This is a genomic window from Marinomonas sp. NPDC078689, assembly GCF_044542435.1.
Taxonomy (GTDB): domain Bacteria; phylum Pseudomonadota; class Gammaproteobacteria; order Pseudomonadales; family Marinomonadaceae; genus Marinomonas; species Marinomonas arenicola.
Genome location: NZ_JBITUJ010000001.1, coordinates 34,646 through 55,231, shown reverse-complemented (window position 1 = coordinate 55,231; position 20,586 = coordinate 34,646). Strand labels below are relative to the sequence as shown.

The 20,586-nt window shown below is 45.6% G+C and carries 21 protein-coding genes and 1 other RNA gene; 9 read left to right on the top strand and 13 right to left on the bottom strand.

Going from position 1 to position 20,586, the window contains the following annotated elements; all coding sequences use genetic code 11:
* Positions 1-112 precede the first annotated feature (112 nt).
* From ACIGBN_RS00245 to ACIGBN_RS00235, 3 genes are all read left to right on the top strand, one after another.
* Positions 113-886 (top strand): DeoR/GlpR family transcriptional regulator, encoded by a 774-nt coding sequence (locus ACIGBN_RS00245; protein ID WP_133002030.1) that lies wholly within the window; start codon positions 113-115, stop codon positions 884-886.
* Positions 887-1,106: 220 nt separating this feature from the next.
* The gene (glpD, locus tag ACIGBN_RS00240; RefSeq protein ID WP_396662970.1) at positions 1,107-2,606 is read left to right on the top strand and encodes a glycerol-3-phosphate dehydrogenase; all 1,500 of its coding nucleotides are present in this window, start codon (positions 1,107-1,109) and stop codon (positions 2,604-2,606) included.
* Between the two features lie 126 nt (positions 2,607-2,732).
* Positions 2,733-3,506, top strand: a complete 774-nt coding sequence (locus tag ACIGBN_RS00235; RefSeq protein ID WP_133002032.1) for a TSUP family transporter — start codon at positions 2,733-2,735, stop codon at positions 3,504-3,506.
* Here ACIGBN_RS00235 and gcvA read toward each other — a convergent pair.
* Positions 3,486-4,448, bottom strand: a complete 963-nt coding sequence (gene gcvA / locus ACIGBN_RS00230; RefSeq protein ID WP_133002033.1) for a transcriptional regulator GcvA — start codon at positions 4,446-4,448, stop codon at positions 3,486-3,488. The genes ACIGBN_RS00235 and gcvA overlap by 21 nt on opposite strands.
* A gap of 477 nt (positions 4,449-4,925) precedes the next feature.
* Positions 4,926-5,114, bottom strand: a complete 189-nt coding sequence (locus ACIGBN_RS00225; protein WP_396662968.1) for a hypothetical protein — start codon at positions 5,112-5,114, stop codon at positions 4,926-4,928.
* Here ACIGBN_RS00225 and ACIGBN_RS00220 point away from each other — a divergent pair.
* Positions 5,106-5,447, top strand: coding sequence for a LysR substrate-binding domain-containing protein (locus ACIGBN_RS00220; protein WP_396662966.1), 342 nt, complete (start codon positions 5,106-5,108; stop codon positions 5,445-5,447). The two genes, ACIGBN_RS00225 and ACIGBN_RS00220, sit on opposite strands and share 9 nt — an antisense overlap.
* Positions 5,448-5,483: 36 nt before the next feature.
* Here ACIGBN_RS00220 and ACIGBN_RS00215 read toward each other — a convergent pair whose 3' ends face one another.
* The 3 genes from ACIGBN_RS00215 to ACIGBN_RS00205 form a co-directional block, all read right to left on the bottom strand.
* Positions 5,484-6,857: a glyceraldehyde-3-phosphate dehydrogenase gene (locus ACIGBN_RS00215; RefSeq protein WP_133002035.1), complete on the bottom strand. Its 1,374-nt coding sequence runs from the start codon at positions 6,855-6,857 to the stop codon at positions 5,484-5,486.
* Positions 6,858-7,119: 262 nt separating this feature from the next.
* A complete protein-coding gene (locus tag ACIGBN_RS00210; protein ID WP_133002036.1) occupies positions 7,120-7,449 on the bottom strand; it encodes a DUF3392 domain-containing protein in 330 nt (109 codons plus the stop codon).
* A 39-nt stretch (positions 7,450-7,488) separates the two neighbouring features.
* Positions 7,489-8,070: a uridine kinase gene (locus tag ACIGBN_RS00205; RefSeq protein WP_133002037.1), complete on the bottom strand. Its 582-nt coding sequence runs from the start codon at positions 8,068-8,070 to the stop codon at positions 7,489-7,491.
* Between the two features lie 345 nt (positions 8,071-8,415).
* Between ACIGBN_RS00205 and ACIGBN_RS00200 the strand changes: the two genes are divergently transcribed.
* A complete protein-coding gene (locus tag ACIGBN_RS00200; RefSeq protein ID WP_133002038.1) occupies positions 8,416-9,027 on the top strand; it encodes a uridine kinase in 612 nt (203 codons plus the stop codon).
* 34 nt (positions 9,028-9,061) lie between these two features.
* Here ACIGBN_RS00200 and dnaJ read toward each other — a convergent pair whose 3' ends face one another.
* The 3 genes from dnaJ to grpE form a co-directional block, all read right to left on the bottom strand.
* Positions 9,062-10,192 carry a molecular chaperone DnaJ gene (gene dnaJ / locus ACIGBN_RS00195; RefSeq protein ID WP_133002039.1) on the bottom strand — a complete coding sequence of 377 codons (1,131 nt, stop codon included), beginning with the start codon at positions 10,190-10,192 and terminating at the stop codon, positions 9,062-9,064.
* A gap of 163 nt (positions 10,193-10,355) precedes the next feature.
* Positions 10,356-12,284, bottom strand: a complete 1,929-nt coding sequence (gene dnaK / locus ACIGBN_RS00190) for a molecular chaperone DnaK (protein ID WP_396662963.1) — start codon at positions 12,282-12,284, stop codon at positions 10,356-10,358.
* Between the two features lie 100 nt (positions 12,285-12,384).
* Entirely contained in the window at positions 12,385-12,963 is a 579-nt protein-coding gene (gene grpE, locus ACIGBN_RS00185; RefSeq protein ID WP_133002041.1) for a nucleotide exchange factor GrpE, read from the bottom strand.
* A gap of 374 nt (positions 12,964-13,337) precedes the next feature.
* Here grpE and recN point away from each other — a divergent pair, with 374 nt between their 5' ends.
* Positions 13,338-15,008 (top strand): DNA repair protein RecN, encoded by a 1,671-nt coding sequence (gene recN / locus ACIGBN_RS00180; protein WP_133002042.1) that lies wholly within the window; start codon positions 13,338-13,340, stop codon positions 15,006-15,008.
* Positions 15,009-15,064: 56 nt separating this feature from the next.
* Here recN and fur read toward each other — a convergent pair whose 3' ends face one another.
* Positions 15,065-15,475, bottom strand: a complete 411-nt coding sequence (gene fur, locus ACIGBN_RS00175) for a ferric iron uptake transcriptional regulator (RefSeq protein WP_133002043.1) — start codon at positions 15,473-15,475, stop codon at positions 15,065-15,067.
* A 69-nt stretch (positions 15,476-15,544) separates the two neighbouring features.
* On the opposite strand from fur, the gene ACIGBN_RS00170 reads away from it, so the two are divergent.
* Positions 15,545-15,862, top strand: coding sequence for an outer membrane protein assembly factor BamE (locus tag ACIGBN_RS00170; protein WP_396662961.1), 318 nt, complete (start codon positions 15,545-15,547; stop codon positions 15,860-15,862).
* Between the two features lie 5 nt (positions 15,863-15,867).
* On the opposite strand, the gene ACIGBN_RS00165 is transcribed toward ACIGBN_RS00170, so the two are convergent.
* The 3 genes from ACIGBN_RS00165 to ACIGBN_RS00155 are packed head-to-tail and all read right to left on the bottom strand — an operon-like array spanning position 15,868 to position 17,939.
* Positions 15,868-16,155 (bottom strand): RnfH family protein, encoded by a 288-nt coding sequence (locus tag ACIGBN_RS00165; RefSeq protein ID WP_133002045.1) that lies wholly within the window; start codon positions 16,153-16,155, stop codon positions 15,868-15,870.
* The gene (locus ACIGBN_RS00160) at positions 16,148-16,579 is read right to left on the bottom strand and encodes a type II toxin-antitoxin system RatA family toxin (protein ID WP_396662959.1); all 432 of its coding nucleotides are present in this window, start codon (positions 16,577-16,579) and stop codon (positions 16,148-16,150) included. Before ACIGBN_RS00160 ends, ACIGBN_RS00165 begins: the two co-directional genes overlap by 8 nt.
* Position 16,580: 1 nt before the next feature.
* Positions 16,581-17,939 carry a sodium-dependent transporter gene (locus tag ACIGBN_RS00155; protein ID WP_133002047.1) on the bottom strand — a complete coding sequence of 453 codons (1,359 nt, stop codon included), beginning with the start codon at positions 17,937-17,939 and terminating at the stop codon, positions 16,581-16,583.
* 181 nt (positions 17,940-18,120) lie between these two features.
* Between ACIGBN_RS00155 and smpB the strand changes: the two genes are divergently transcribed.
* Positions 18,121-18,600, top strand: a complete 480-nt coding sequence (gene smpB / locus ACIGBN_RS00150) for an SsrA-binding protein SmpB (protein WP_133002048.1) — start codon at positions 18,121-18,123, stop codon at positions 18,598-18,600.
* A gap of 110 nt (positions 18,601-18,710) precedes the next feature.
* Positions 18,711-19,072, top strand: a transfer-messenger RNA (tmRNA) gene (ssrA, locus tag ACIGBN_RS00145).
* A 117-nt stretch (positions 19,073-19,189) separates the two neighbouring features.
* Here the strand turns inward: ssrA and ACIGBN_RS00140 are convergent.
* Positions 19,190-20,563, bottom strand: coding sequence for an alkyl sulfatase dimerization domain-containing protein (locus tag ACIGBN_RS00140; protein WP_396662956.1), 1,374 nt, complete (start codon positions 20,561-20,563; stop codon positions 19,190-19,192).
* Between the last annotated feature and the right edge of the window lie 23 nt (positions 20,564-20,586).

Below are 20,586 nucleotides of genomic sequence, written 5' to 3'. Positions count from 1 at the left end.
CTTTTTATTTTTTTTATTTTGAACAAAAATGTTCAAATGTGAATATCGGCTATTAAAAACCAATCTAGGCTTCTTTAGCAAGCAGTAAACTTTTTTAGGAGAATGAATCAACATGGGCCAACAAACTCGCCAAGAGAAAATCGTCGCCATTGCTAAAGAAAAAGGGTATGTGACGATCGATGAATTGGCCAGCAAATTTTCCGTCACACCACAAACCATTCGCCGTGATATCAATGCCCTTGCTGAAGCAGAACAAATTCGTCGCCACCATGGCGGTGCAAGCTACGATTCCAGTACCACCAACGTGGCTTATGCCACTCGGCAAATTATGCAGCTCTCAGCCAAAGAACAAATTGCTAAGAAAATTGCGGCAGAGATTCCTAACCACGCATCTTTATTTATCAATATCGGTACCACCACAGAAACCGTAGCCCGCGCTTTACTCAACCATCAAGGGCTGCAGGTCATTACGAACAATTTAAATGTCGCGACCATTCTTAGTGGCAAAGAAGATTTTACCGTGATTATCGCTGGCGGCACAGTGCGCTCGCGGGATGGCGGGGTAATGGGTGAAGCCACTATTGATTTTATTAATCAGTTCCGCGTGGATTACGGCATTATTGGTATCAGTGGCATTGACCCTCATGACGGCTCACTGCTGGACTATGATTACCAAGAAGTGCGTGTCGCACAAAGCATTATCGCCAACTCTCGCAACGTTTTCTTAGCCGCAGACAGCGTTAAGTTTGGTCGCAATGCGGTTGTCCGACTCGGTAACATTACCCAAGTCGATCGTCTATTCACTGAAGAACAACCACCAAAACCGATTCTTACATTGATGAAAGAGCATCAAGTTCGTTTGGAACTTTGCGCCTCCACCTCCTAATATCGACCTTTCTGCAACATACCATTATGGCGAAAAGCGACTATCTTAGAAAAAGAGGTCGCTTACGCTCTATACCGCTCAGAGTCTTTTCCTTAAATACTCCATAGAAAATACCATTCGGAACTTGCCAGCGACCAGTTCAAGGTCTACTATCGAACATAAATATTCGTTTTCGAACAAAAATGAACATTACTATTCGGGATTCTCAACGAGGCAGGGCATGAAACAAACACATTTCGATTTATTTATCGTCGGTGGCGGTATCAATGGTACAGGTATCGCAGCCGATGCCGCAGGACGCGGCTTAAGTGTTGGTCTGTGCGAAATGGGTGATCTTGCCCACGCCACCTCTTCTTCCAGTAGTAAGCTGATTCATGGTGGCTTACGTTACCTCGAACATTATGAATTCCGTTTGGTACGAGAAGCTCTCACAGAGCGTGAAGTGCTGCTAAAAATAGCCCCACATCTTGTGACACCGCTGCGCTTTCAGATGCCACACCGACCTCACCTACGTCCTGCATGGTTGATTCGTATTGGCTTATTTCTGTATGACAACTTGGGCAAACGCGAAACACTCGCAGGCTCCCATGGCGTTAAGTATGGTGCAGACAGCCCACTGAAAAGCGACATCAGTAAAGGTTTTGAATATTCTGACTGCTGGGTAGACGATGCCCGTTTAGTGGTCATTAATGCTTTGAGCGCACAACAAAATGGTGCCGACATCTTTGCTCGCACCCGCTGCACATCAGCCAAACGCAGCAATGGGCAATGGCACATCACCCTGGAAGATCAACTGACAAAAGAATCCCAAGAAATCACGGCCAACGCCTTGGTGAATGCCGCCGGCCCTTGGGTGTCCTCTTTCATTAAGAGTCAGATGGAGCAAAAGCCTCCTTATGGCATCCGCATGATCAAGGGCAGCCATATCGTTGTGCCAAGACTGTATCAGCACGCCAATGCATTCATTATGCAAAACACGGACAAGCGCATCGTATTCGCAATTCCATACCGTGAGCACTACACCCTTATTGGCACCACCGACGTGGAATACCACGGGGACCCTGATAAGGTGGCTATTTCAGAAGAAGAAACACAGTACATTCTTGGCGTTGCAAACCAGCACTTTAAGAAGCAATTAACCAGCGCGGATATTGTCTGGAGTTACTCAGGGGTTCGACCACTCCTAGAAGATGAGTCCGACAATCCATCTGCCGTGACGCGCGACTATACCTTGCACCTAGATGACGCCAATAGTCAGGCCCCTTTATTGAGTATTTTTGGTGGAAAAATAACGACTTACCGTCAGTTGGCTTTGTCTGCAATGAAGCAACTAACCCCTTATTTTCCAGCCATTGGTCAACCTTGGACCCATTCACGCCCTTTACCAGGCGGCGATTTAGGCATGTCTCTTGATGCTTTCACTTTGCAATTGCAGAAGACCTATCCATTTCTTTCTGCGCACATGGCGAAGCGATTTACCATGAGCTATGGAACGCTTACACACACGCTATTGAATGCGGTTTCCTCACAGCAGGAACTAGGCACACTATTTGGTGCTGAGCTTTACCAAGCGGAAGTGGATTATCTTATTCAGCATGAATGGGCGCACTCTGCCGAAGACATTTTATGGCGCCGAACAAAGCTCGGACTTGAGTTTACCCCAGAGCAGGTCGCCAACTTAGAAAACTACATACAAGAGGCGCTGGCAAGCGCCGCTTAAAAATAACCAATCACCTCGAAGCCCACTTAAGCGATTGTCTAAGTGGGCTTTTTTTGCTCTACTCATAGGCAAACTCACCGTAAACCCACCTTATAGGGTTATATCCACTAGGAATGATTATTTAATATGGACATCACGTTTTTTGATATTTCATTATGGGTTTATCTGGCACTATTCGCCGCGGCATTTTTAGCCGGCGCAGTGGATGCCATTGCTGGCGGAGGTGGCTTGATTACAGTGCCCGTGCTGCTGGCTGCAGGCCTCTCTCCCGTTGAAGCACTTGCCACCAATAAATTACAAGGTTGCGCAGGCACTCTTTCTGCGTCTTACCACTTTGTTAAGACGAAAAAAGTCAATTTGTCTGACATGTGGCTGCCCATCGCCATGACCGCCATAGGGAGCATAACAGGGACATTGCTGGTGTCTTATTTGGACAGTCAATTACTGCTCAAAGCCGTGCCTATTATTCTGATTGCCGTCGCCTTGTTCTTTTTCTTTATGCCTAAAATACAACCCTATATCGCAAGCCGATTTTCCTTAAGTCACACCCAGTTTGCCATTATTATCGGCACCAGCTTTGGCTTTTACGATGGTTTGATCGGCCCTGGTACCGGCGCCTTTTTCTCCACGGCGTACCTTTGCTTAATGGGCTTTACCATAGTCGCGGCCACCGCTCACACTAAGATACTAAACGCGACCAGTAACTGTGCATCCCTTTTGATGTTCGCGTTTACTGGTCATATTATCTGGGCGCTCGGCATTGCGATGGCATTAGGGCAATGGTTTGGCGCGCAAGTCGGTTCGCGCCTCGTCATCACAAAAGGGGCGACTCTGATTCGCCCAATGGTTATCTTTATGTGCCTAGCCATGTCTATCAAGCTACTCTGGAGCAACACCTAATTGAACTAGATCGTCTGGCGTCGTTAAGCAATCCAACGGCGCATAGGCATAACACTCTTCTACCAACCATGCGAGTAGCTGCTGGACAGCGTCTCGCTGGCGTTGGGCATCTGGGCATACAAACAAATACGCGTGACCTTCATCCAGCGACTCAGTAAATGGCTGCACCAAACGCCCCTGCTGAATGTCATCCATCACTAAAGGCGTTCTGCCTAACGCCACACCTTGCCCAGCTACTGCCGCCTGAACAGCAAGATCCCCACGGTTAAAACTGATTCCACGCGAGGGTTTCACACCTTTCGCTTTAGCAAGCTGCAGCCATTTATCCCACTCTGCGTAGGGGCTCGAAAAACGCCACTCAGAATCATCATTCAACAGGGGAACCGTCGCTAACTGCGCTGGCGATACCAACTGACGATCATTCGCAAACGCCGGACTGCAAACAGGAAAGACCTTATCCTTTAGCAATGGAATCACTTGCCCACTATGACGAGCCAGCAAATGGCTGTGAACAATCGCCACGTCGATTCGGTCACGCTGGAAATTCACTTCTCGCTCATTGGCTTGAATCCGTAACTGCAATTCTGGGTATTTCTCTTGCAAGCTGCCAAGCCGAGGGATAAGCCATTTTGTGGCAAAAGAAGGCATCACGGAGACCGTTAGAATCGTTGAAGACTCCTCTTCTTTTAGATCTGCAATAAGCCCACTAATCTCTGAAAAACTGTGATTCACCTGAACCGCCAATCGCGCCCCTGCGACACTCAGCTCCAAACGTCGATGGTGGCGGATAAAAAGCGTTAATCCTAGACGCTCTTCCAGTTGACGAATTTGCTGGCTTACAGCGCCTTGCGTTAGATTCATTTCTTGCGCCGCTTTCGTAAAACTTAAATGGCGTGCCGCAATGGCGAAGGTCTCTAGCCCATAAAGGGGAATGGCTTTCATAATTGTCTCGAATTAAAGGTATCTCTGCTATTGCAATAAAAAGTATGAAGCGGTTAAAAAAACAACGACAAATCTCTATTATCAAAGAAAATGCTAAGAATTTAACGGCCATTTGATTTATTTTTACAGAATTCAATTCTATCAAGCGGCGCTGTAAAACACACCACTACATTAGAAAAACTAATCCATAATACTAATTTATATCGTTTGAAATTCGCCCACTTAAAACTAGAATGAGCGCATCTCTTAGGTTGAACAGCGACCTAGAATATGGCTCTAAGATGGCCCTAACTGTCTTAAAGCTTGTCTCAAAATCTGTCCCACAGTCATGTTTTGAGAAGGCTCTAGCAGCATTTCCCACAGAATCCTGCTAGACCACTGCTAGTTACTTTTGTTTAAGCCGGACCTTTGTTCGGCTTTTTTTTTGCGCAAAATTTATCCCCCTAAAGACGCCCATAAAACGTCATGCGTGCCGACTCAGAAAGCGCCCCCAGGCGTTGAGTTATACGCCAGCACCACCAGCATACGAGTAATATCACCGACCACAGGGGTTACTCTGTGCATCGCATTACGGCCACGAAACATCACTAATGTTCCCGCGCCCGCCTGCAAGGTTTTACTTTCACGGTTGCCTGCCAACACCTCAGCCACACCGTCATGATTCATATCGATTGGGGAAGCCACAACCAGAATTTGCCCAATTGGGAAGACTGGCTGCTCGCGGCAGGGCTTAACATACAGATGCCAAAGGGTGGACCACACTTCAACCTGTCCAGCATGGCGATTGATGCCGCACTACAAGGTAAGGGATTATTACTCGGCCAACATCTGTTGATAGAAAACGAGTTGAAAACAGGACAGTTAGTCAAACTTTCTGAGGTGAGTTTGCCCTTAGGGCAGGCGTATTATCTAGCCTATCCGGAACGCACGCTTGATAACCCAAACGCGGCGACCTTTATTGAGTGGATAAAACAAAAGGCCAAGGAGATAACTCCTTAGCCTTTGATGGCGTATTTCTGTTAACGACTAGTGCGATTAAGCAGCTTGATCTTCAACTAACTGATCACTCAATAAATTGGCTTGAGCCAACTTTTCCATCAAGCGAACAACCTGACAGCTGTAGCCGTACTCGTTATCGTACCAAACGTATAAGGTCGCTTGATTGCCTCGAACTTTCGTTGATAGAGAATCCAAAATACCGGCTTGCTGAGAGCCGATAAAATCGGAGCTTACCGCATCCGCTTCTTCACTGTAGCCAATTTGGCCCGTCAGTTCCGCGCTGTTTGATGCCGCTTTAAGCAAGGCATTAATTTCTTCAACAGACGTTGCTGTTTTAAGGTTCAGACTCAGTACAGCGATAGAAACGTTGATCACAGGAACACGAATCGCGCTGCCGCTCAACTTACCTTCTAGAGAAGGAATCGCTTTCGACACGGCTTTTGCAGCGCCGGTCTCTGTCATTACCATGTTCATACCGGCAGCACGACCACGTCGATCGCCTTTATGAATATTGTCGATTAGGTTTTGATCATTGGTGTAAGCGTGAACGGTTTCAACATGACCAGAAACGATGCCAAATTTATCTTCTAGAACAGATAAGATCGGTGTAATGGCGTTGGTAGTACAAGAGGCAGCAGACACAATACGGTCATCCGCAGTCACATCGCTGTCATTAACACCAAATACGACGTTTTTCATTTCTTTACCTGGTGCGGTCAAGACAACACGCTCAATACCAGGACGGCTCAAGTGCACACTCAAACCTTCGTGATCGCGCCAGCGGCCAGTGTTATCAACAAGCAAAGCGCTATCTATACCATGAGCTTGATAATCAACGGTGGCAGGATCTGAGGAGTAGATCACTTTCACAGGGGAGCCATTGATAATCAAAGACTGGTTTTCTTCATCGACTTTCACCAAACCTTCGTAAGTTCCGTGAACCGTGTCGTATTTCAGTAGGCTGGCACGTTTCGCTAGATCATTATCACATGCTTTACGTACTACAATCGCAGCCAATGCCATTCCTGGAGTAGTATGACCAAGTGTACACATACGGCGTGCTAGCAAGCGACCAATACGACCAAAGCCGTATAAAACAACAGGTGTTTCTGTGCCTGTTTGAGGTTGTGCCGCCAACAATGACGCCACATCCGCCTCAGCAAGCAGCTCTTCTAGCTCAACCGCTGTTTGGCTCACATTGCTGTTTAGTACTTCTTCAAGCACCTGATACACCTGCACAAGATCCAATTCAGGATGTTGGTCAAAAAGCGCCATCAGATTGGTGACAGAATCAGCCATTAAGGTCTGACCAGCTAATTGAACTTTTACTGCTTTTTCACGACCCAATTTCCCTAACATAGGAATCATGGACTCTACTTGCGAAAGTGTTTGTAACCAAGTGCTTGTCATTTTTTGCCCCCGAAAAAAGACGCTGTTTCATCAATATGGGGCAAGTCTAAAGACAGTTTGAACGGAAGACAAATTGAAACAAGACTACAAAAAACCTTTAAAAACGGGTATTTAGCCTTGTTTTTTATGGAAATAACGAGATAAACAAAGAAGATTAGAAAGTTTACTACATAACCATCAAATACAAACGGTTAGAGACAAAAATGTCAGGAGAATTCCGTAATTTGGCAACAAAATATGAGAGAAAATTTCATAAATTAATTTATAAATTTCGCTTTCTCTCGGCCAAAATCCCCAATAAACAGAAGCACCCGACAATAAGCAGAGGCCGATAGAGATAATCGACCTGAGAAATCAACCAATACACTAATGGCTGACTCCATAAGGTCAATAAACCATAGCCAAAGGTACACATTAGAATAAAAGCAACGACTCGCGCCACAAACACCCAAGAGGAAATCGCTCGCTTAAGAAAGCCATTTACTTTGTCCCCATAAATCACCAAACAAGTCGCCACTATCGCCAGTGAAATCTCATTTAAATGAGGTTGTAAAAAATGCGCTAAGCGAAGATTTAAATCTAGAATTATCATGTGTCTATTGCTTCAGATAAAAGAGAGGAAGACACCTTATCAAGGTGTCGATTTTTGGCTTTTTTTATACAGGGCTTCAACATCAATTTGCCCCGACTCAGACAACACCTTAGGCTGCTGATCCACGTAGATCACCAAGACATTGAACGTGGTATTATGAAGCTCTATATAAGTGCCATCATGGAACACCCATTTCGCTCGACCATAACCGTCACGGACAAAACCTATATTTGGCATGCCGTACTTTTTCACTAACAAGTTGCCCAGAGACTGACGCTTCTTATTGCTTTTTACGACACCAGACATAGTGGCTTTTTTCAGGTAGTCGTCACCATTGAATTGAATCGCCAGCTCCCTTACCCCTAAAATGCCTTCCGGCCCCAAACTGTAAGTAGCCACGCCTTTTTTATAAGACGGATAAGGCTGTAAACCCATAGCTGACAGGCGTTTTTCAAAATCCTCTTTGCTTAAATCATTTACTTTCAGGCCAAACAACTCAGCCCCTTGATTCGCAATTGGCGTCGTTTGTCGATCATTAGAATCGTTCGCAGCCATACTCACTGTCGGAAGCGCAACCAACACTAGGATGGCAAAAAATACTGCAATAACGCGCTGAAACATCTCTATATTCCCTTAGAAAAACAACCATTCGTCGCTCGATCAGCAACTCAATAGAAATGAACATTGACAGACTGTACCGTCCCAATGCTCAATTTACTCCGCTGACAGCGGGTAACCACACTACCTTAATAGCCTCACCATTATATGATTTTTTACGCTCTGCCAAACCCTTAAATGAGAAGATATACTGCATTTACTTATCTCCAAAGCTTGCTGTGCATGTCAAGGAGATACTCGGAATTATCTAGATTCAAGGCAAGCAGAGACTAGCAAAACCTGTTAAAATTCCCGCCATTCAGCCCTCTCCTTTTGAGAGGCATATCAATTTATTTACCGAGGTAATACATGGCGCTTGTTATTGGTATCACAGGGGTATCTGGCAGCGGAAAAAGCCGACTTTGCTCTCTTCTAGCCGAAGGTCAAGGTGACAAAATCACCGTCCTGTGCCAAGACAGTTTCTACAATGGATGTGGTAGCATCGATCCCGATGTTTACAATTTTGATGACTTAAGTTCATTAGACCTAGAAAGCCTAACATTGGCCATTCACAACTGCAAAAATCGTCAGCAGCCAAATGAAATTCCTGAATACGACCACTCGCAACACAAACGTGTTGGCTATCGTAATCTAGAGCCAACGCACATTGTTCTTGTCGAAGGACACATGATGTTCCAAGACGCAGGAATTCGCGACGCTGTCGATTACTTGTTCTATGTTGATACCGACATGGACATAGCCATTGTTCGCCGTCTGAAGCGCGACATCGCAGAACGAGGCCGCAATGTGAATGAAGTCACGAGCCGCTATATGCGCCACGTACGTCAAGCGTCATTGAAAACCATCGACATTCGCAGTAAAGCAGACTTTATTGTCCCGAATAATAAGAGCTTTACCAATGCCGCTAACTTGCTGCGCAGCCACATCGACTTCTTATTAAAAGAAAAAGGCGCTATCTAGCGCCTTTTTAGTTTAGTCACGAAAGCTCGAATGGTTACTTTTTTATATCGTCAAAAAAGCGTTTTACACCATCAAACCAACTCTTCTGCTTAGGAGAGTGGTTACTTTCTTCTCCCATGCTATCAGACAACTCGGTCAACAATTCTTTTTGACGAGCGGTTAAGTTCACTGGTGTTTCCACAGCGACCTTACAAATCAAATCGCCTTGTGGGCCACCACGAACTGGCTTAACACCTTTGTTACGTAAGCGGAACAACTTGCCGGTTTGACACTCAGCCGTCACTTTCAAGCGCACACGACCATCTAATGTCGGTACATCGATCTCACCGCCTAACGCCGCGGTCGTGAAGCTAATCGGTACTTCGCAGTACAGGTTGGCACCATCACGTTCAAAGATGCTGTGAGGTTTAACAGACACCTGCACAAATAAGTCGCCCGCTGGACCACCATGTGCACCGGCTTCGCCTTCTCCAGAAAGACGGATACGATCGCCTGTATCAACACCCGCTGGAATTTTAACATTAAGCGTTTTGTATTCTTGAGTACGGCCTTGTCCATGACAGTCAGTACATGGGTCAGAAATAACCTGACCTTGACCATGGCACTCTGGACACGTTTGCTGTACTGAGAAGAAGCCTTGAGACATGCGTACTTGGCCTGCACCGCCACAGGTACCACAGGTTTTCGGTGTAGAACCTTTTTTCGCACCGGAGCCTTCACACGTATTACAGTTAACCAATGTTGGAATACGGATTTTTTCTTCGCATCCCCACACCGCTTGCTCAAGATCTAATTCTAGGGTGTAACGTAAATCAGAACCACGGCGTGTACGACTTTGACCGCCGCCACCTCCGCCACCGAAAATGTCACCAAACACATCGCCAAAGATATCGCTAAAACCACCCGCGCCAGCACCGCCGCCGTAGCCGCCGCCTTGACCATTTACACCTTCGTGCCCAAAGCGGTCATACGCTTCACGCTTCTCTTCAGAAGATAAAATCTCGTAGGCTTCTGCTACTTCTTTGAATTTATCCAGAGCTTCTGGATTGTCTGGGTTCTTATCCGGATGGTACTTATTCGCTAAGGAGCGATAAGCTTTTTTGATGTCTTTTTTATCCGCGCCTTTGGCCACCCCAAGAACGTCGTAATAGTCTCTTTTGCTCATCGCTGGCATTCCTGAATAGATAAAGTCTGAATTGAAAAATTTGAATAGATATCCGTGTATCTGCGCCCCTATTCACTGGTCTACAAATAGCAAAACACGGTCCTAAAACCGTGTTCGCTATAGCAACCCTTAAAACTAGGGTGACGAAAAAAAGCGTTACGGCTTATTTTTTGTCGTCTTTTACTTCTTCGAATTCAGCGTCTACTGCATCATCCTGAGCTTTACCAGAAGCGGCTTCTTCAGCACCTGGTTGAGCGCCAGCTTGAGCACCTTCTGCTTCAGCGTACATCTTCTGAGCTAAAGAGCCAGATGCTTGAGTCAACGCATTGGTTTTCTCTTCGATCTTCTCTTTGTCGTTAGATGTTAACGCTTCTTCAAGTTCAGTGATCGCTGTTTCAATCGCTGTTTTCTCTTCTTCTGTTGCTTTATCGCCAGCATCAGTCAACGTTTTACGAGTCGCGTGGATCATGCCATCTGCTGTGTTGCGAACCTGTACAAGTTCTTCGAACTTGCGATCTTCTTCCGCGTTAGCTTCAGCATCCTGAACCATTTTTTCCACTTCTTCATCGCTTAGACCAGAAGATGCTTTGATCACGATAGACTGTTCTTTGCCTGTCGCTTTGTCTTTCGCAGACACGCTCAAGATACCGTTGGCATCAAGATCGAAGCTTACTTCGATTTGTGGCACACCACGTGGAGCAGGTGGAATGTCAGCCAAGTCGAAACGACCTAGAGATTTGTTCTGAGACGCTTGTTTACGCTCACCTTGCAATGCATGGATAGTCACTGCATTTTGGTTGTCTTCAGCGGTCGAGAAAGTTTGCGATTTCTTAGTCGGAATCGTTGTGTTTTTCTCGATCAAGGCCGTCATTACACCACCCATAGTCTCGATACCTAGAGACAGTGGAGTCACGTCTAGAAGAAGCACGTCTTTTACATCACCAGAAAGTACCGCACCTTGAATAGAAGCACCGATTGCTACGGCTTCATCAGGGTTTACGTCTTTACGTGGCTCTTTACCGAAGAATTCAGTTACTTTCGCTTGCACAAGAGGCATACGAGTTTGACCACCAACCAAGATAACTTCGTCGATGTCAGAAGCAGAAAGGTCTGCGTCTTTCAATGCTTGGCGGCAAGGCTCAAGAGAGTTAAGAACTAGCTCTTCAACCAAAGACTCCAACTTAGAACGAGTCAATTTCACGTTCAAGTGTTTAGGACCTGATGCGTCAGCCGTGATGTAAGGTAAGTTCACTTCAGTTTGTGAAGAAGAAGACAATTCAACTTTCGCTTTCTCACCCGCTTCTTTCAAACGTTGTAGCGCTAGTGGATCGTTGTGTAGATCGATACCAGTGTCTTTCTTGAACTCAGCCGCTAGGAATTCGATAACGCGCATGTCGAAATCTTCACCACCTAGGAAAGTATCACCGTTTGTAGACAATACTTCGAATTGCTTCTCGCCATCAACGTCAGCAATTTCGATGATAGAGATATCGAACGTACCACCACCAAGGTCATAAACCGCGATAGTAGAGTCGCCGCTGCTCTTGTCTAGGCCGTAAGCCAATGCTGCTGCTGTTGGCTCGTTGATAATACGTTTAACTTCTAGGCCTGCAATTTTACCCGCGTCTTTTGTTGCTTGACGCTGAGAATCGTTGAAGTAAGCAGGAACCGTGATAACCGCTTCTGTTACTTTCTCGCCTAGGTAATCTTCAGCTGTTTTCTTCATTTTCTTAAGAACTTCAGCGGAAATTTGTGGCGGTGCTTTCTTCTCGCCTTTAATTTCTACCCAAGCGTCGCCGTTATCCGCAGCTACGATTTTGTAAGGCACCATTGAGATGTCTTTTTGTACCACTTTGTCTTCAAAGCGACGACCGATCAAACGCTTAACCGCAAACAAGGTATTGGTTGGGTTGGTGACAGCCTGACGCTTAGCGGATTGACCCACTAATACTTCGCCATCTTCTGCAAATGCAACGATGGATGGTGTGGTGCGATCGCCTTCAGCGTTTTCAATTACGCGAGCTTTTTCGCCATCTAGTACAGCAACACAAGAGTTTGTTGTACCTAAGTCAATACCAATGATTCTACCCATGGTGTGTCTCTCCTATAAATTCGTTTATTTCAATGATAATTCTGTATTTGGGTACGCTTTTGAGCTTTTCAACCGATCAGTGTCAAAAAAATGACGGTCTTTATGCTGCGCTCGAAACAACGACCATCGCTGGGCGTAATAAGCGGCCATGAAGCGTATAACCCTTCTGCACAACATCCATCACGGTGTTCGGCTCTAACTCAGGGTTTGGCACCATAGTAATGGCTTGGTGCAACTCTGGAGTGAACGGTTCGCCATGTGGATCAACTTGCTTCACTTCAAAGCGAGCCAAGGTTTCCAACAAGTCTTTCAACGTTAACTCAACACCTTCACGAACCGGGTCAGATTCGCCAGTCTCAGGCGCGGACGTTAGCGCTCGCTCAAGATTGTCAGCGACATTGATGATAGATTTGGCGAATTTTTCTAGGCCAAATTTATGCGCTTTCTCAACATCTAGCTCTGCACGTCTGCGAACATTTTGTGCATCCGCTTGAGCACGAAGTGCCGCTTCTTTGTACTGCGCGGCTTCTTCCAATGCTTTAGCAAGCTCTTCACTTTCAGGCGTTTCTTCTAGAAGCTCTGCTTCAGGCTCTAAAAGCTCTTCTGTTGCTTGATTTTCTGCTTCGCTATTCAAATCTTGCTCCGCTTCTAAATTAGAATTTTTTTGCTGATCACTCATTTCTTCACTCCAAATAACAGAAAGTATTCTCTAACTGTGTTGGCTATATGGGGCCAGCTTTTTACCTTTCAACAGTAAAACCTCATAAATTTAATGGGAATGGCAAGAAGATGTGAATACAGAGGCAGAGTGATGGCTAAGATCACAATAATAACCTGTTGTTGTGCTAAAAATGACAGTGAACAGAATTAACAGAACTGGCTCAATTTCACCTTCCTTAGGCTCTGAATAATGATCTTTTCGACTCATTAGGCACGACGGTGCGCGGTTTAATTGTATTAAATCCACATTAATTTTCTTCTCCTACTTGTCAAAAAATGACAAACTACTGTATAAATAACCATATAAAATTTTTTCCTCATGTGGAGCGTATTATGCTAACAAGCATCGCTATATCCAATTTTGCCATTGTTGACACCTTAGATTTGGAATTCAAAACAGGCATGACTGTGATCTCCGGTGAAACCGGCGCCGGCAAATCCATTATGGTAGACGCCTTGTCGCTTTGCTTAGGTGGCAGAACCGATGCTGCGGTGGTTCGACACGGGGAAAAAAAGGCCGATATTAGCGCGACGTTTGATATTACGCAGTACCCTCATGTATTCAATTGGCTAGAAGAGCGCGATCTAGATCAGGATCAGCACTGCATATTACGCCGCGTTATTAGCAAAGAAGGTCGTTCTAAAGCTTATATCAATGGTCGCCCTTGTACGCTCTCGGATTTAAAAGAAGCGGGCAGTCATTTGGTCGATATTCATGGCCAACACGAACATCAATCTTTACTTAAAAAGAGCGCCCAGCGACAACAAGTCGACGAATTCGGCCAATTAACGGAGCTCGCAAAACAAGTCAGCCAGCAATACAGCGTATGGCGACAACTAAGAGAAGCCCTCGCCGCACAACAAAACCGCTCTTCTGAACAAGAAGCAAAAATTCAGCTATTGGCGTATCAGTCCCAAGAATTAGAACAACTCGATTTAAAAGAAGGCGAGATTATCGAGCTTGAAAACGAGCAAGCGTTCTTGGCCAATATCGCAGACTCCCAGCAAAAAGCGTATCAAGTCAGCGGCATATTAATTGATAGCGATGAGGGCACCGTTTGCTCATTGCTCAACCAAGCAGTGCAAAGCGCCAGCCAAATAGCCCCCGCAACCAAAGAGCTAGAAGAAGCGCTTGAAATGATGAATGCAGCGCTCATTCAAGCCCAAGAGGCGGCCGACAGCCTGCATCACTATCAAGACACATTAGAGCAAAACCCAGAGCGACTCAGTGAGATAGAGCAACGCCTTACTGACATCTACGACACAGCACGCAAACACAAGGTACTGCCAGAAGCTTTATTAATATTGCGAGAGTCCGTGGACGCTGAGCTGGCCTTGCTGCAAGGCAGCGAAGAAACCATTGACCAGCTCAAAGAAAGCGAAGAGCGCGCCTATGAAACTCTCACGGCGCTCGCGACCACATTGACAGAAAAACGCATGGCAGCGAAAGACCTTCTCGCAAGGCAAGTCGAAGAACAAATACATGGGCTCGGCATGCCCCACGCACGCTTTTTCATTGATTGCCAACCACTTAATCAAGTGTCTGCGAATGGTTTTGAAGACATTGAATACATGATTGCATCGAACCCTGGACAGCCCGCGCAACCATTACGGAAAGTCGCGTCTGGCGGGGAATTGTCACGGATAAGCTTAGGCATTCAAGTCGTCACCGCGCACACCTCAGTGATTCCTACCTTGGTATTTGACGAGGTGGATGTCGGTATAAGTGGAGGGATTGCGGAAGTGGTCGGGCGCATGTTGCGCTCGGTAGGGAAACGAGGACAAGTTTTCTGTGTAACACATTTGGCGCAAGTGGCGGCCCAAGGCAATCAGCATTTGCGAGTGAGTAAGCAAGTAGCCAATGAGGCGACGTCGTCACAAGTGTCTCAATTACAAGATACTGAGCGCACGCAGGAAATTGCGCGCTTACTGGGAGGTCTCGAGTTAACCGAACAAACGTTAGCTCACGCTAAAGAAATGCTTGGTAACGTGCATTTACAATAAAAAATAAGCGGATAAGGGCACTGTGTCATTATCCGCTCATTTTTCTGGGCAGCCCTTTATTTCTTCTTTGGGCGCACGTAAATGATCAAGCTGTGATCTTCAATCTCAAAACCATGCTCTTCTGCGATTTCATGCTGACGTTTTTCAATCACTGGATCAACAAACTCAATCACTCGACCTGACTCCAAGCAAATCATGTGGTCATGATGTTCGCCTTTTGCCAATTCAAATACCGCAGTACCCGCTTCAAAATGGTGGCGCATAACCAAGCCTGCAGATTCAAACTGAGTCAAAACACGATAAACTGTTGCTAAACCGACATCTTCACCTTGATCTAGCAAAGTACGGTAAACATCATCGGCACTGAAATGACGATCACCAGCATTCTCTAGAATTTGTAAAATTTTCACTCGCGGCAAGGTAACTTTGAGTCCCGCTTTCTTTAGTTCTTGATTTTCGCTAGTCATGAGTCATTCTCTATTCGATCTTGTTGATAATTACTTTATCATTAGCATACCTGAGTTAGGATGATACAAATGAAAAAATCAATATTAGTAATATGCGCCCTATTTTCTCTAAGCGCATGCAGTTTATTTCCGCCTCCATATAAGGCTACCGTAACGCAAGGCAACTTCATTACGAAGGAACAGCTCTCTCAGTTAAAAGTGGGCATGACACAATCGCAAGTTATCTACCTGTTAGGAACCCCTATGGTAAGAGATACCTTCAAACCCAACGAATGGCATTATCTTTACACCACCAAATACGCGACACCTGAGACACCTAAAAGCGCCGCGAGTGATCTCACTTTAACGTTCGAGGGTGACAGCTTAACTGACATTAAAAACAACTAATTATTCTAGCTGTTTTTTGCTGCGCGGTTGGCTCTAGCTTGTTTAGGGTCAACCTTCAGCTCACGGTAGATTTCTACACGCTCACCTTCTTTTAACGTCTGTGTATCGGCATTTCTTACCGCTTTGCCAAAAATCCCTACTTTCACATTCTCCAAGTCTAAACCTGGAAAAAAAGCATCGATATTAGAGCGAAGCACTGCGTCTCTTACCGTGCAATTTTCTTCTACATCTAACGCTATAATTTTTTGCTTTTCAGGCAGCGCATACGCCACCTCAACTCGTATTTTATTCACCGTAAACTACCTTTGCTCGTTTACTAAATGCGTCCACCATAGCATTGGCGATCTGGCTAAACACACCACCAAACGCAAATTTCAGCATACCACTCAATTCAAATTCGATACTTAGCGCTATTTTACAGCGACCAGGGGACAGTTCGGTAAACGTCCATACACCGTGTAATTTTTTAAACGGGCCTTTTACTAGGGTCATTTCAACTCGCGTTGGCTCTTCTAAAAAATTCTTAGTGGTAAAGGCCTGACGCACCGGCCCCTTACCAACCTCAAGAGAGGCGACAATTTCTGTTGGCGTACGAGATATCAGAGAAGAGCTCAAACAACCTGGTAAAAATTCCGGATACCCGTCGATATCATTCACTAATGCAAACATTTGCTCGCAACTGTACTCAACATGAGCAAAGCGCTCTATATGACTCAAATCAAACTCCTATCCAACCTGCGACAGTAATGACGATAAGCACAGGAATACTGATATATTTTAAAACGCCATACCATATTTTGAAGTGGCTAACTTGGCGAGTAATCATCTCGTTGCGTAATACGGTACGAGGGATAAACCACGCCACCAACACAGACAATAAAATCGCCCCCAACGGCAGCATAATCAAAGAGGTTAGCTGATCAAGCAACTCAAAGAAGTTGAGGCCAAACAGCACTTTTCTATCCCAATGGTTAAACGATAAAAGCACCGCAATACCAACAAACCAAATGGCGCCGCCTAACAACAAAGCCGCTTTAAAACGCGCAATGTAAAACTTCTCATGCAACCAAGCAACAAACAGTTCTAACATAGAGATTGCCGAAGTCAGTGCAGCAATCACCAATAAGAGAAAAAAGAAGCCGCCTATCAACTGCCCTGCTGGCAAACTACCAAAAATAATAGGCAAGGACACAAACGCTAAACTAGGCCCTGAATCCAGATCTATATGGAACGCAAAAGCCAAAGGGAAAATCACCAAACAGGCCAATACAGACACAATCAGGTCAATCGCTACCACCGCAGAACAGGCTCGGGCAATGGACATCCGCTTACTCATGTATGCACCGTAAGCAAACATAGCACCCATTCCCACACTTAAGCTAAACAGGGCATGACCAATGGCGGATAACACCACACCAAAAGTGATGTCTTGCCAAGACCAACGAAACAAGAAGTGAATGGCTTCAAGCGCTTCTCCCTCTTCCAGAGAGAACCCCGCCAATATCAGCATAACGACGATCAAAACAGGCAATAAAATTCGCACCAAGGCCGCCAGTCCACGCGTCACTGACTGCCCTACGGTTAAAACGACCAGTCCTACAAATATCGAGTGCCATAGTAGCATTTCACCAGGGGACGCCAATAAATGATCAAACATGCTCGCGGCATCGGCTTGGGAGATATTCACAAAATCCCCCGAGATGGCGCGTTCAAAGTAACCAATGGACCAGCCAGCAATGACGCTATAGAAAGTCAGGATGAGAAAGCCTGTGAGCCCTGCAATCCAGGGAACAACAACCCAAAAGCGGTGAATCACACGACGTTCACTAAGATCATTAATGGTGTCTATCGGGTTTGAGCGTACGGTACGACCTAGTGCCACTTCAGCCATTAGGATAGGCAGGCCGACCAACAGTAAGCAAGCACAATAAATAAGCAGAAAAGCGCCGCCGCCATTCTCTCCTATTAGGTACGGAAATTTCCAAATATTCCCCAAGCCAACAGCTGATCCGCTCGCGGCAAAAATAAATATCCACGGACTAGACCATATACCTTGTAAACATCGACTTTCGGGCATAAATTTAGCTCTCACTACTCAGTAGCGTTTAGATAATTAAAGATGAGAAAGAAAGCTTACCGCAGTCATTCGAAGCTCATCATGATGATTTTATTTACTGAGGGCGAATTTTCTAACATTAAGGCGCATACCTCAAGAAAAGCATAGGTTTTTGCCGCTATCGACCGTATAATTTCCAACTATGAGTAAAGTAAAGAAAAAATCCAATAGCACGGGCACTATCGCGCTTAATAAACGTGCAAAATTTGACTACTTCGTTGACCAGAAGTTCGAAGCCGGACTGGTTTTATCTGGATGGGAAGTCAAAAGCCTGCGCGAAGGTAAAGCCCAATTAGTTGACGCCTTCGTTATCATTCACCAAAACGAAGCGTGGCTTGTCGGTGCGCGTATTACGCCACTTTTAAGCGCCTCTACACACGTTGTATGTGAGCCAATGCGCCAGCGTAAATTGCTGCTCAACCGCAAAGAGCTCGAGAAAATCATACAAGTTACTGAGCAAAAGGGTAAAACCTGCGCCGCCATGGCTCTGTACTGGAAAGGCAATAAAATCAAATGTGAAGTTGCCTTGGTTACCGGTAAAAAAGACCATGACAAACGCGGCACAGAACGAGATCGTGATTGGTCGCGAGACAAAGAACGCCTAATGAAACACAGTGCTTAATCTTAGCTGACGCTGTTCACAGAATAGTGTGAGTAAATAAGAACAAAGCGCAGAGATACCCGTTATCTCTAGCGAAAGCACATTGTTTCCGTTAGAATAATACCAACTTTGGGGATGACTTGGTTTCGACGCCGGTTACAAACCCTGAGGTGCATGTCGAGAGTGATGCGTGATCTCGTAAATCCCCCGCATCAATTTTATAGTCGCAAACGACGAAAACTACGCTTTAGCAGCCTAAACCGCTGCTAGTGTGCTGCCCTCAGGTTGCTTGTAGCCAGAGATTCTGCAGTATCATAAATTACAGGATGCTAACCGATGCCCCGCCTAGGGATAAGGTTCTAAGATTAAGTAGGCTCGCCATTAACACCCTGTCCTTCGGGCGGTTCGTGGTCAAATAATAGAAGTGACTAAACATGTAGAGCCGATGGCAGAGGACTGGCGGACGGGGGTTCGAATCCCCCCATCTCCACCACTTAAAGGCTTGATTTTAAAAGGGTTTGCACTTTTTAAAATGAGGTCGGGGCACACAAACGACACACAGTTTGTATGCCAATAAAAAAGGGAAGCCTAATGGCTTCCCTTTTTTTGTCTATTTTACGCTGTGCTTTTCGGCTGCTTTACGCAACTCTTGGGCACAGGTTAGGTAGTAATTTCGCCCTGTGGCGGTGAGTAAGTGCTTAGCAAGCCCTTCAAGAGCTTCGGCCTTCATTAATTTAGGTTTGCCTGTTGATGGTTCAAGCACTATAAGTTGGTCTGCTAATTGTGCCGCCCACTGATAATCCTTATTGTTTAATGCATCAAGCGTGGCTTGCTCTAATTTAGCTTTGCCTCCCGCCAACGTCGCCATTCGCTCAGCTTCTGCTTTAACCGGTAAGGAAAATAGGTGCGTCGGGTTACCATCGAACCACCCCAAAGTACCAGCAAAGATGGAACGCACTGCCCACTGAATATTACCGTAGTAGTTTCTGAGATAATCTTTATCCGCATACTTCTGTGGTAACTTCACATACTCTACTAATTTATCCGGCGTCATCCCTTTGTTCATGCCTTCGATTGTTTTGTTAAAAACATACTGCACGGCGTCGCGATAATTCGTCAATCTGTCCATGACCTCCGCTTTATCCGTAATAGGTCGCGTGTGCCCAGGTACTAGCTTTTCAGGTTTTTCTTTCAACATTTGGTTAAGGCCACTGATCCAAGACTGCACATCGCGGTATTCTGATCCTCGAATAGCATAAAGGTTAGGCCAAGAACTGTAGAAGAAATCACCAGAGAACAAGACACGCTTAGCCGGGTACCAAATGTACATGGCGTCTTTTGTTTCCCCATTAATAGGCACTAATTCCAAACTAATTCCAGCCACCTCTATTAATTCTCGTGTGCTGCCTAAATGATGATTTGGTTGGATAGCTGTGGCTTTTGTACCAAATACTTCAAGCGAGTGTTTCGGGTAATACGCTTGCGCTATACCATTATTTATCCTTTTCTCTGGTGGTAATAAAAAGCCACCTTGTCTCGCACCACGAATCCTATTGATGGTTAAACCTTCTCGCTTAAAGGCATGAGCCTCATCACGAAAGTTACTCCGAGCCCAAATCTGTGGGTGCCCTTCTGCTGCAAAAACAGGAATCCCACCAATATGATCACTGTGCCCGTGCGTTATCAGAATCGCCTTAATCGGCAGCGCTGTTATTTTTCGCATTGCGGCTAATACTTTTTTGGCGGAGGCGGTATCTATGCCGGTGTCGACGATAACAAGGCCGTCTTTTCCGACAATCATAGAAACAGGCTGCACCGAATAACCTGTAAAGGTATAAACATTATCCGCAACATGGACTGTGTCTTTTTGGAATTCTGCGTTCCGCGCTTTTAACAGTGCCGTTTCAGGCGTATCGACGGCAAGTGCCATGCTCGAAGTAATCGTTGTGATCACCACAAGTAATAGACTTATGATTGTTCTCATGTCTTATGTCTCCTTCTCCAACG

Coding starts and splice junctions, on each gene's coding strand:
- ACIGBN_RS00205 (WP_133002037.1), bottom strand. CDS start 8,070: ATGTTTCAGCGCGTTATTGCAGTATTTTTTGCCATCCTAGTGTTGGTT.
- ACIGBN_RS00215 (WP_133002035.1), bottom strand. CDS start 6,857: ATGACAAGCACTTGGTTACAAACACTTTCGCAAGTAGAGTCCATGATT.
- dnaJ (WP_133002039.1), bottom strand. CDS start 10,192: ATGAGCAAAAGAGACTATTACGACGTTCTTGGGGTGGCCAAAGGCGCG.
- ACIGBN_RS00140 (WP_396662956.1), bottom strand. CDS start 20,563: ATGAGAACAATCATAAGTCTATTACTTGTGGTGATCACAACGATTACT.
- ACIGBN_RS00200 (WP_133002038.1), top strand. CDS start 8,416: ATGGCGCTTGTTATTGGTATCACAGGGGTATCTGGCAGCGGAAAAAGC.
- glpD (WP_396662970.1), top strand. CDS start 1,107: ATGAAACAAACACATTTCGATTTATTTATCGTCGGTGGCGGTATCAAT.
- recN (WP_133002042.1), top strand. CDS start 13,338: ATGCTAACAAGCATCGCTATATCCAATTTTGCCATTGTTGACACCTTA.
- ACIGBN_RS00245 (WP_133002030.1), top strand. CDS start 113: ATGGGCCAACAAACTCGCCAAGAGAAAATCGTCGCCATTGCTAAAGAA.
- ACIGBN_RS00210 (WP_133002036.1), bottom strand. CDS start 7,449: ATGATAATTCTAGATTTAAATCTTCGCTTAGCGCATTTTTTACAACCT.
- ACIGBN_RS00170 (WP_396662961.1), top strand. CDS start 15,545: ATGAAAAAATCAATATTAGTAATATGCGCCCTATTTTCTCTAAGCGCA.
- smpB (WP_133002048.1), top strand. CDS start 18,121: ATGAGTAAAGTAAAGAAAAAATCCAATAGCACGGGCACTATCGCGCTT.
- ACIGBN_RS00235 (WP_133002032.1), top strand. CDS start 2,733: ATGGACATCACGTTTTTTGATATTTCATTATGGGTTTATCTGGCACTA.
- grpE (WP_133002041.1), bottom strand. CDS start 12,963: ATGAGTGATCAGCAAAAAAATTCTAATTTAGAAGCGGAGCAAGATTTG.
- ACIGBN_RS00220 (WP_396662966.1), top strand. CDS start 5,106: ATGATTCATATCGATTGGGGAAGCCACAACCAGAATTTGCCCAATTGG.
- dnaK (WP_396662963.1), bottom strand. CDS start 12,284: ATGGGTAGAATCATTGGTATTGACTTAGGTACAACAAACTCTTGTGTT.
- ACIGBN_RS00155 (WP_133002047.1), bottom strand. CDS start 17,939: ATGCCCGAAAGTCGATGTTTACAAGGTATATGGTCTAGTCCGTGGATA.
- gcvA (WP_133002033.1), bottom strand. CDS start 4,448: ATGAAAGCCATTCCCCTTTATGGGCTAGAGACCTTCGCCATTGCGGCA.
- ACIGBN_RS00225 (WP_396662968.1), bottom strand. CDS start 5,114: ATGAATCATGACGGTGTGGCTGAGGTGTTGGCAGGCAACCGTGAAAGT.
- fur (WP_133002043.1), bottom strand. CDS start 15,475: ATGACTAGCGAAAATCAAGAACTAAAGAAAGCGGGACTCAAAGTTACC.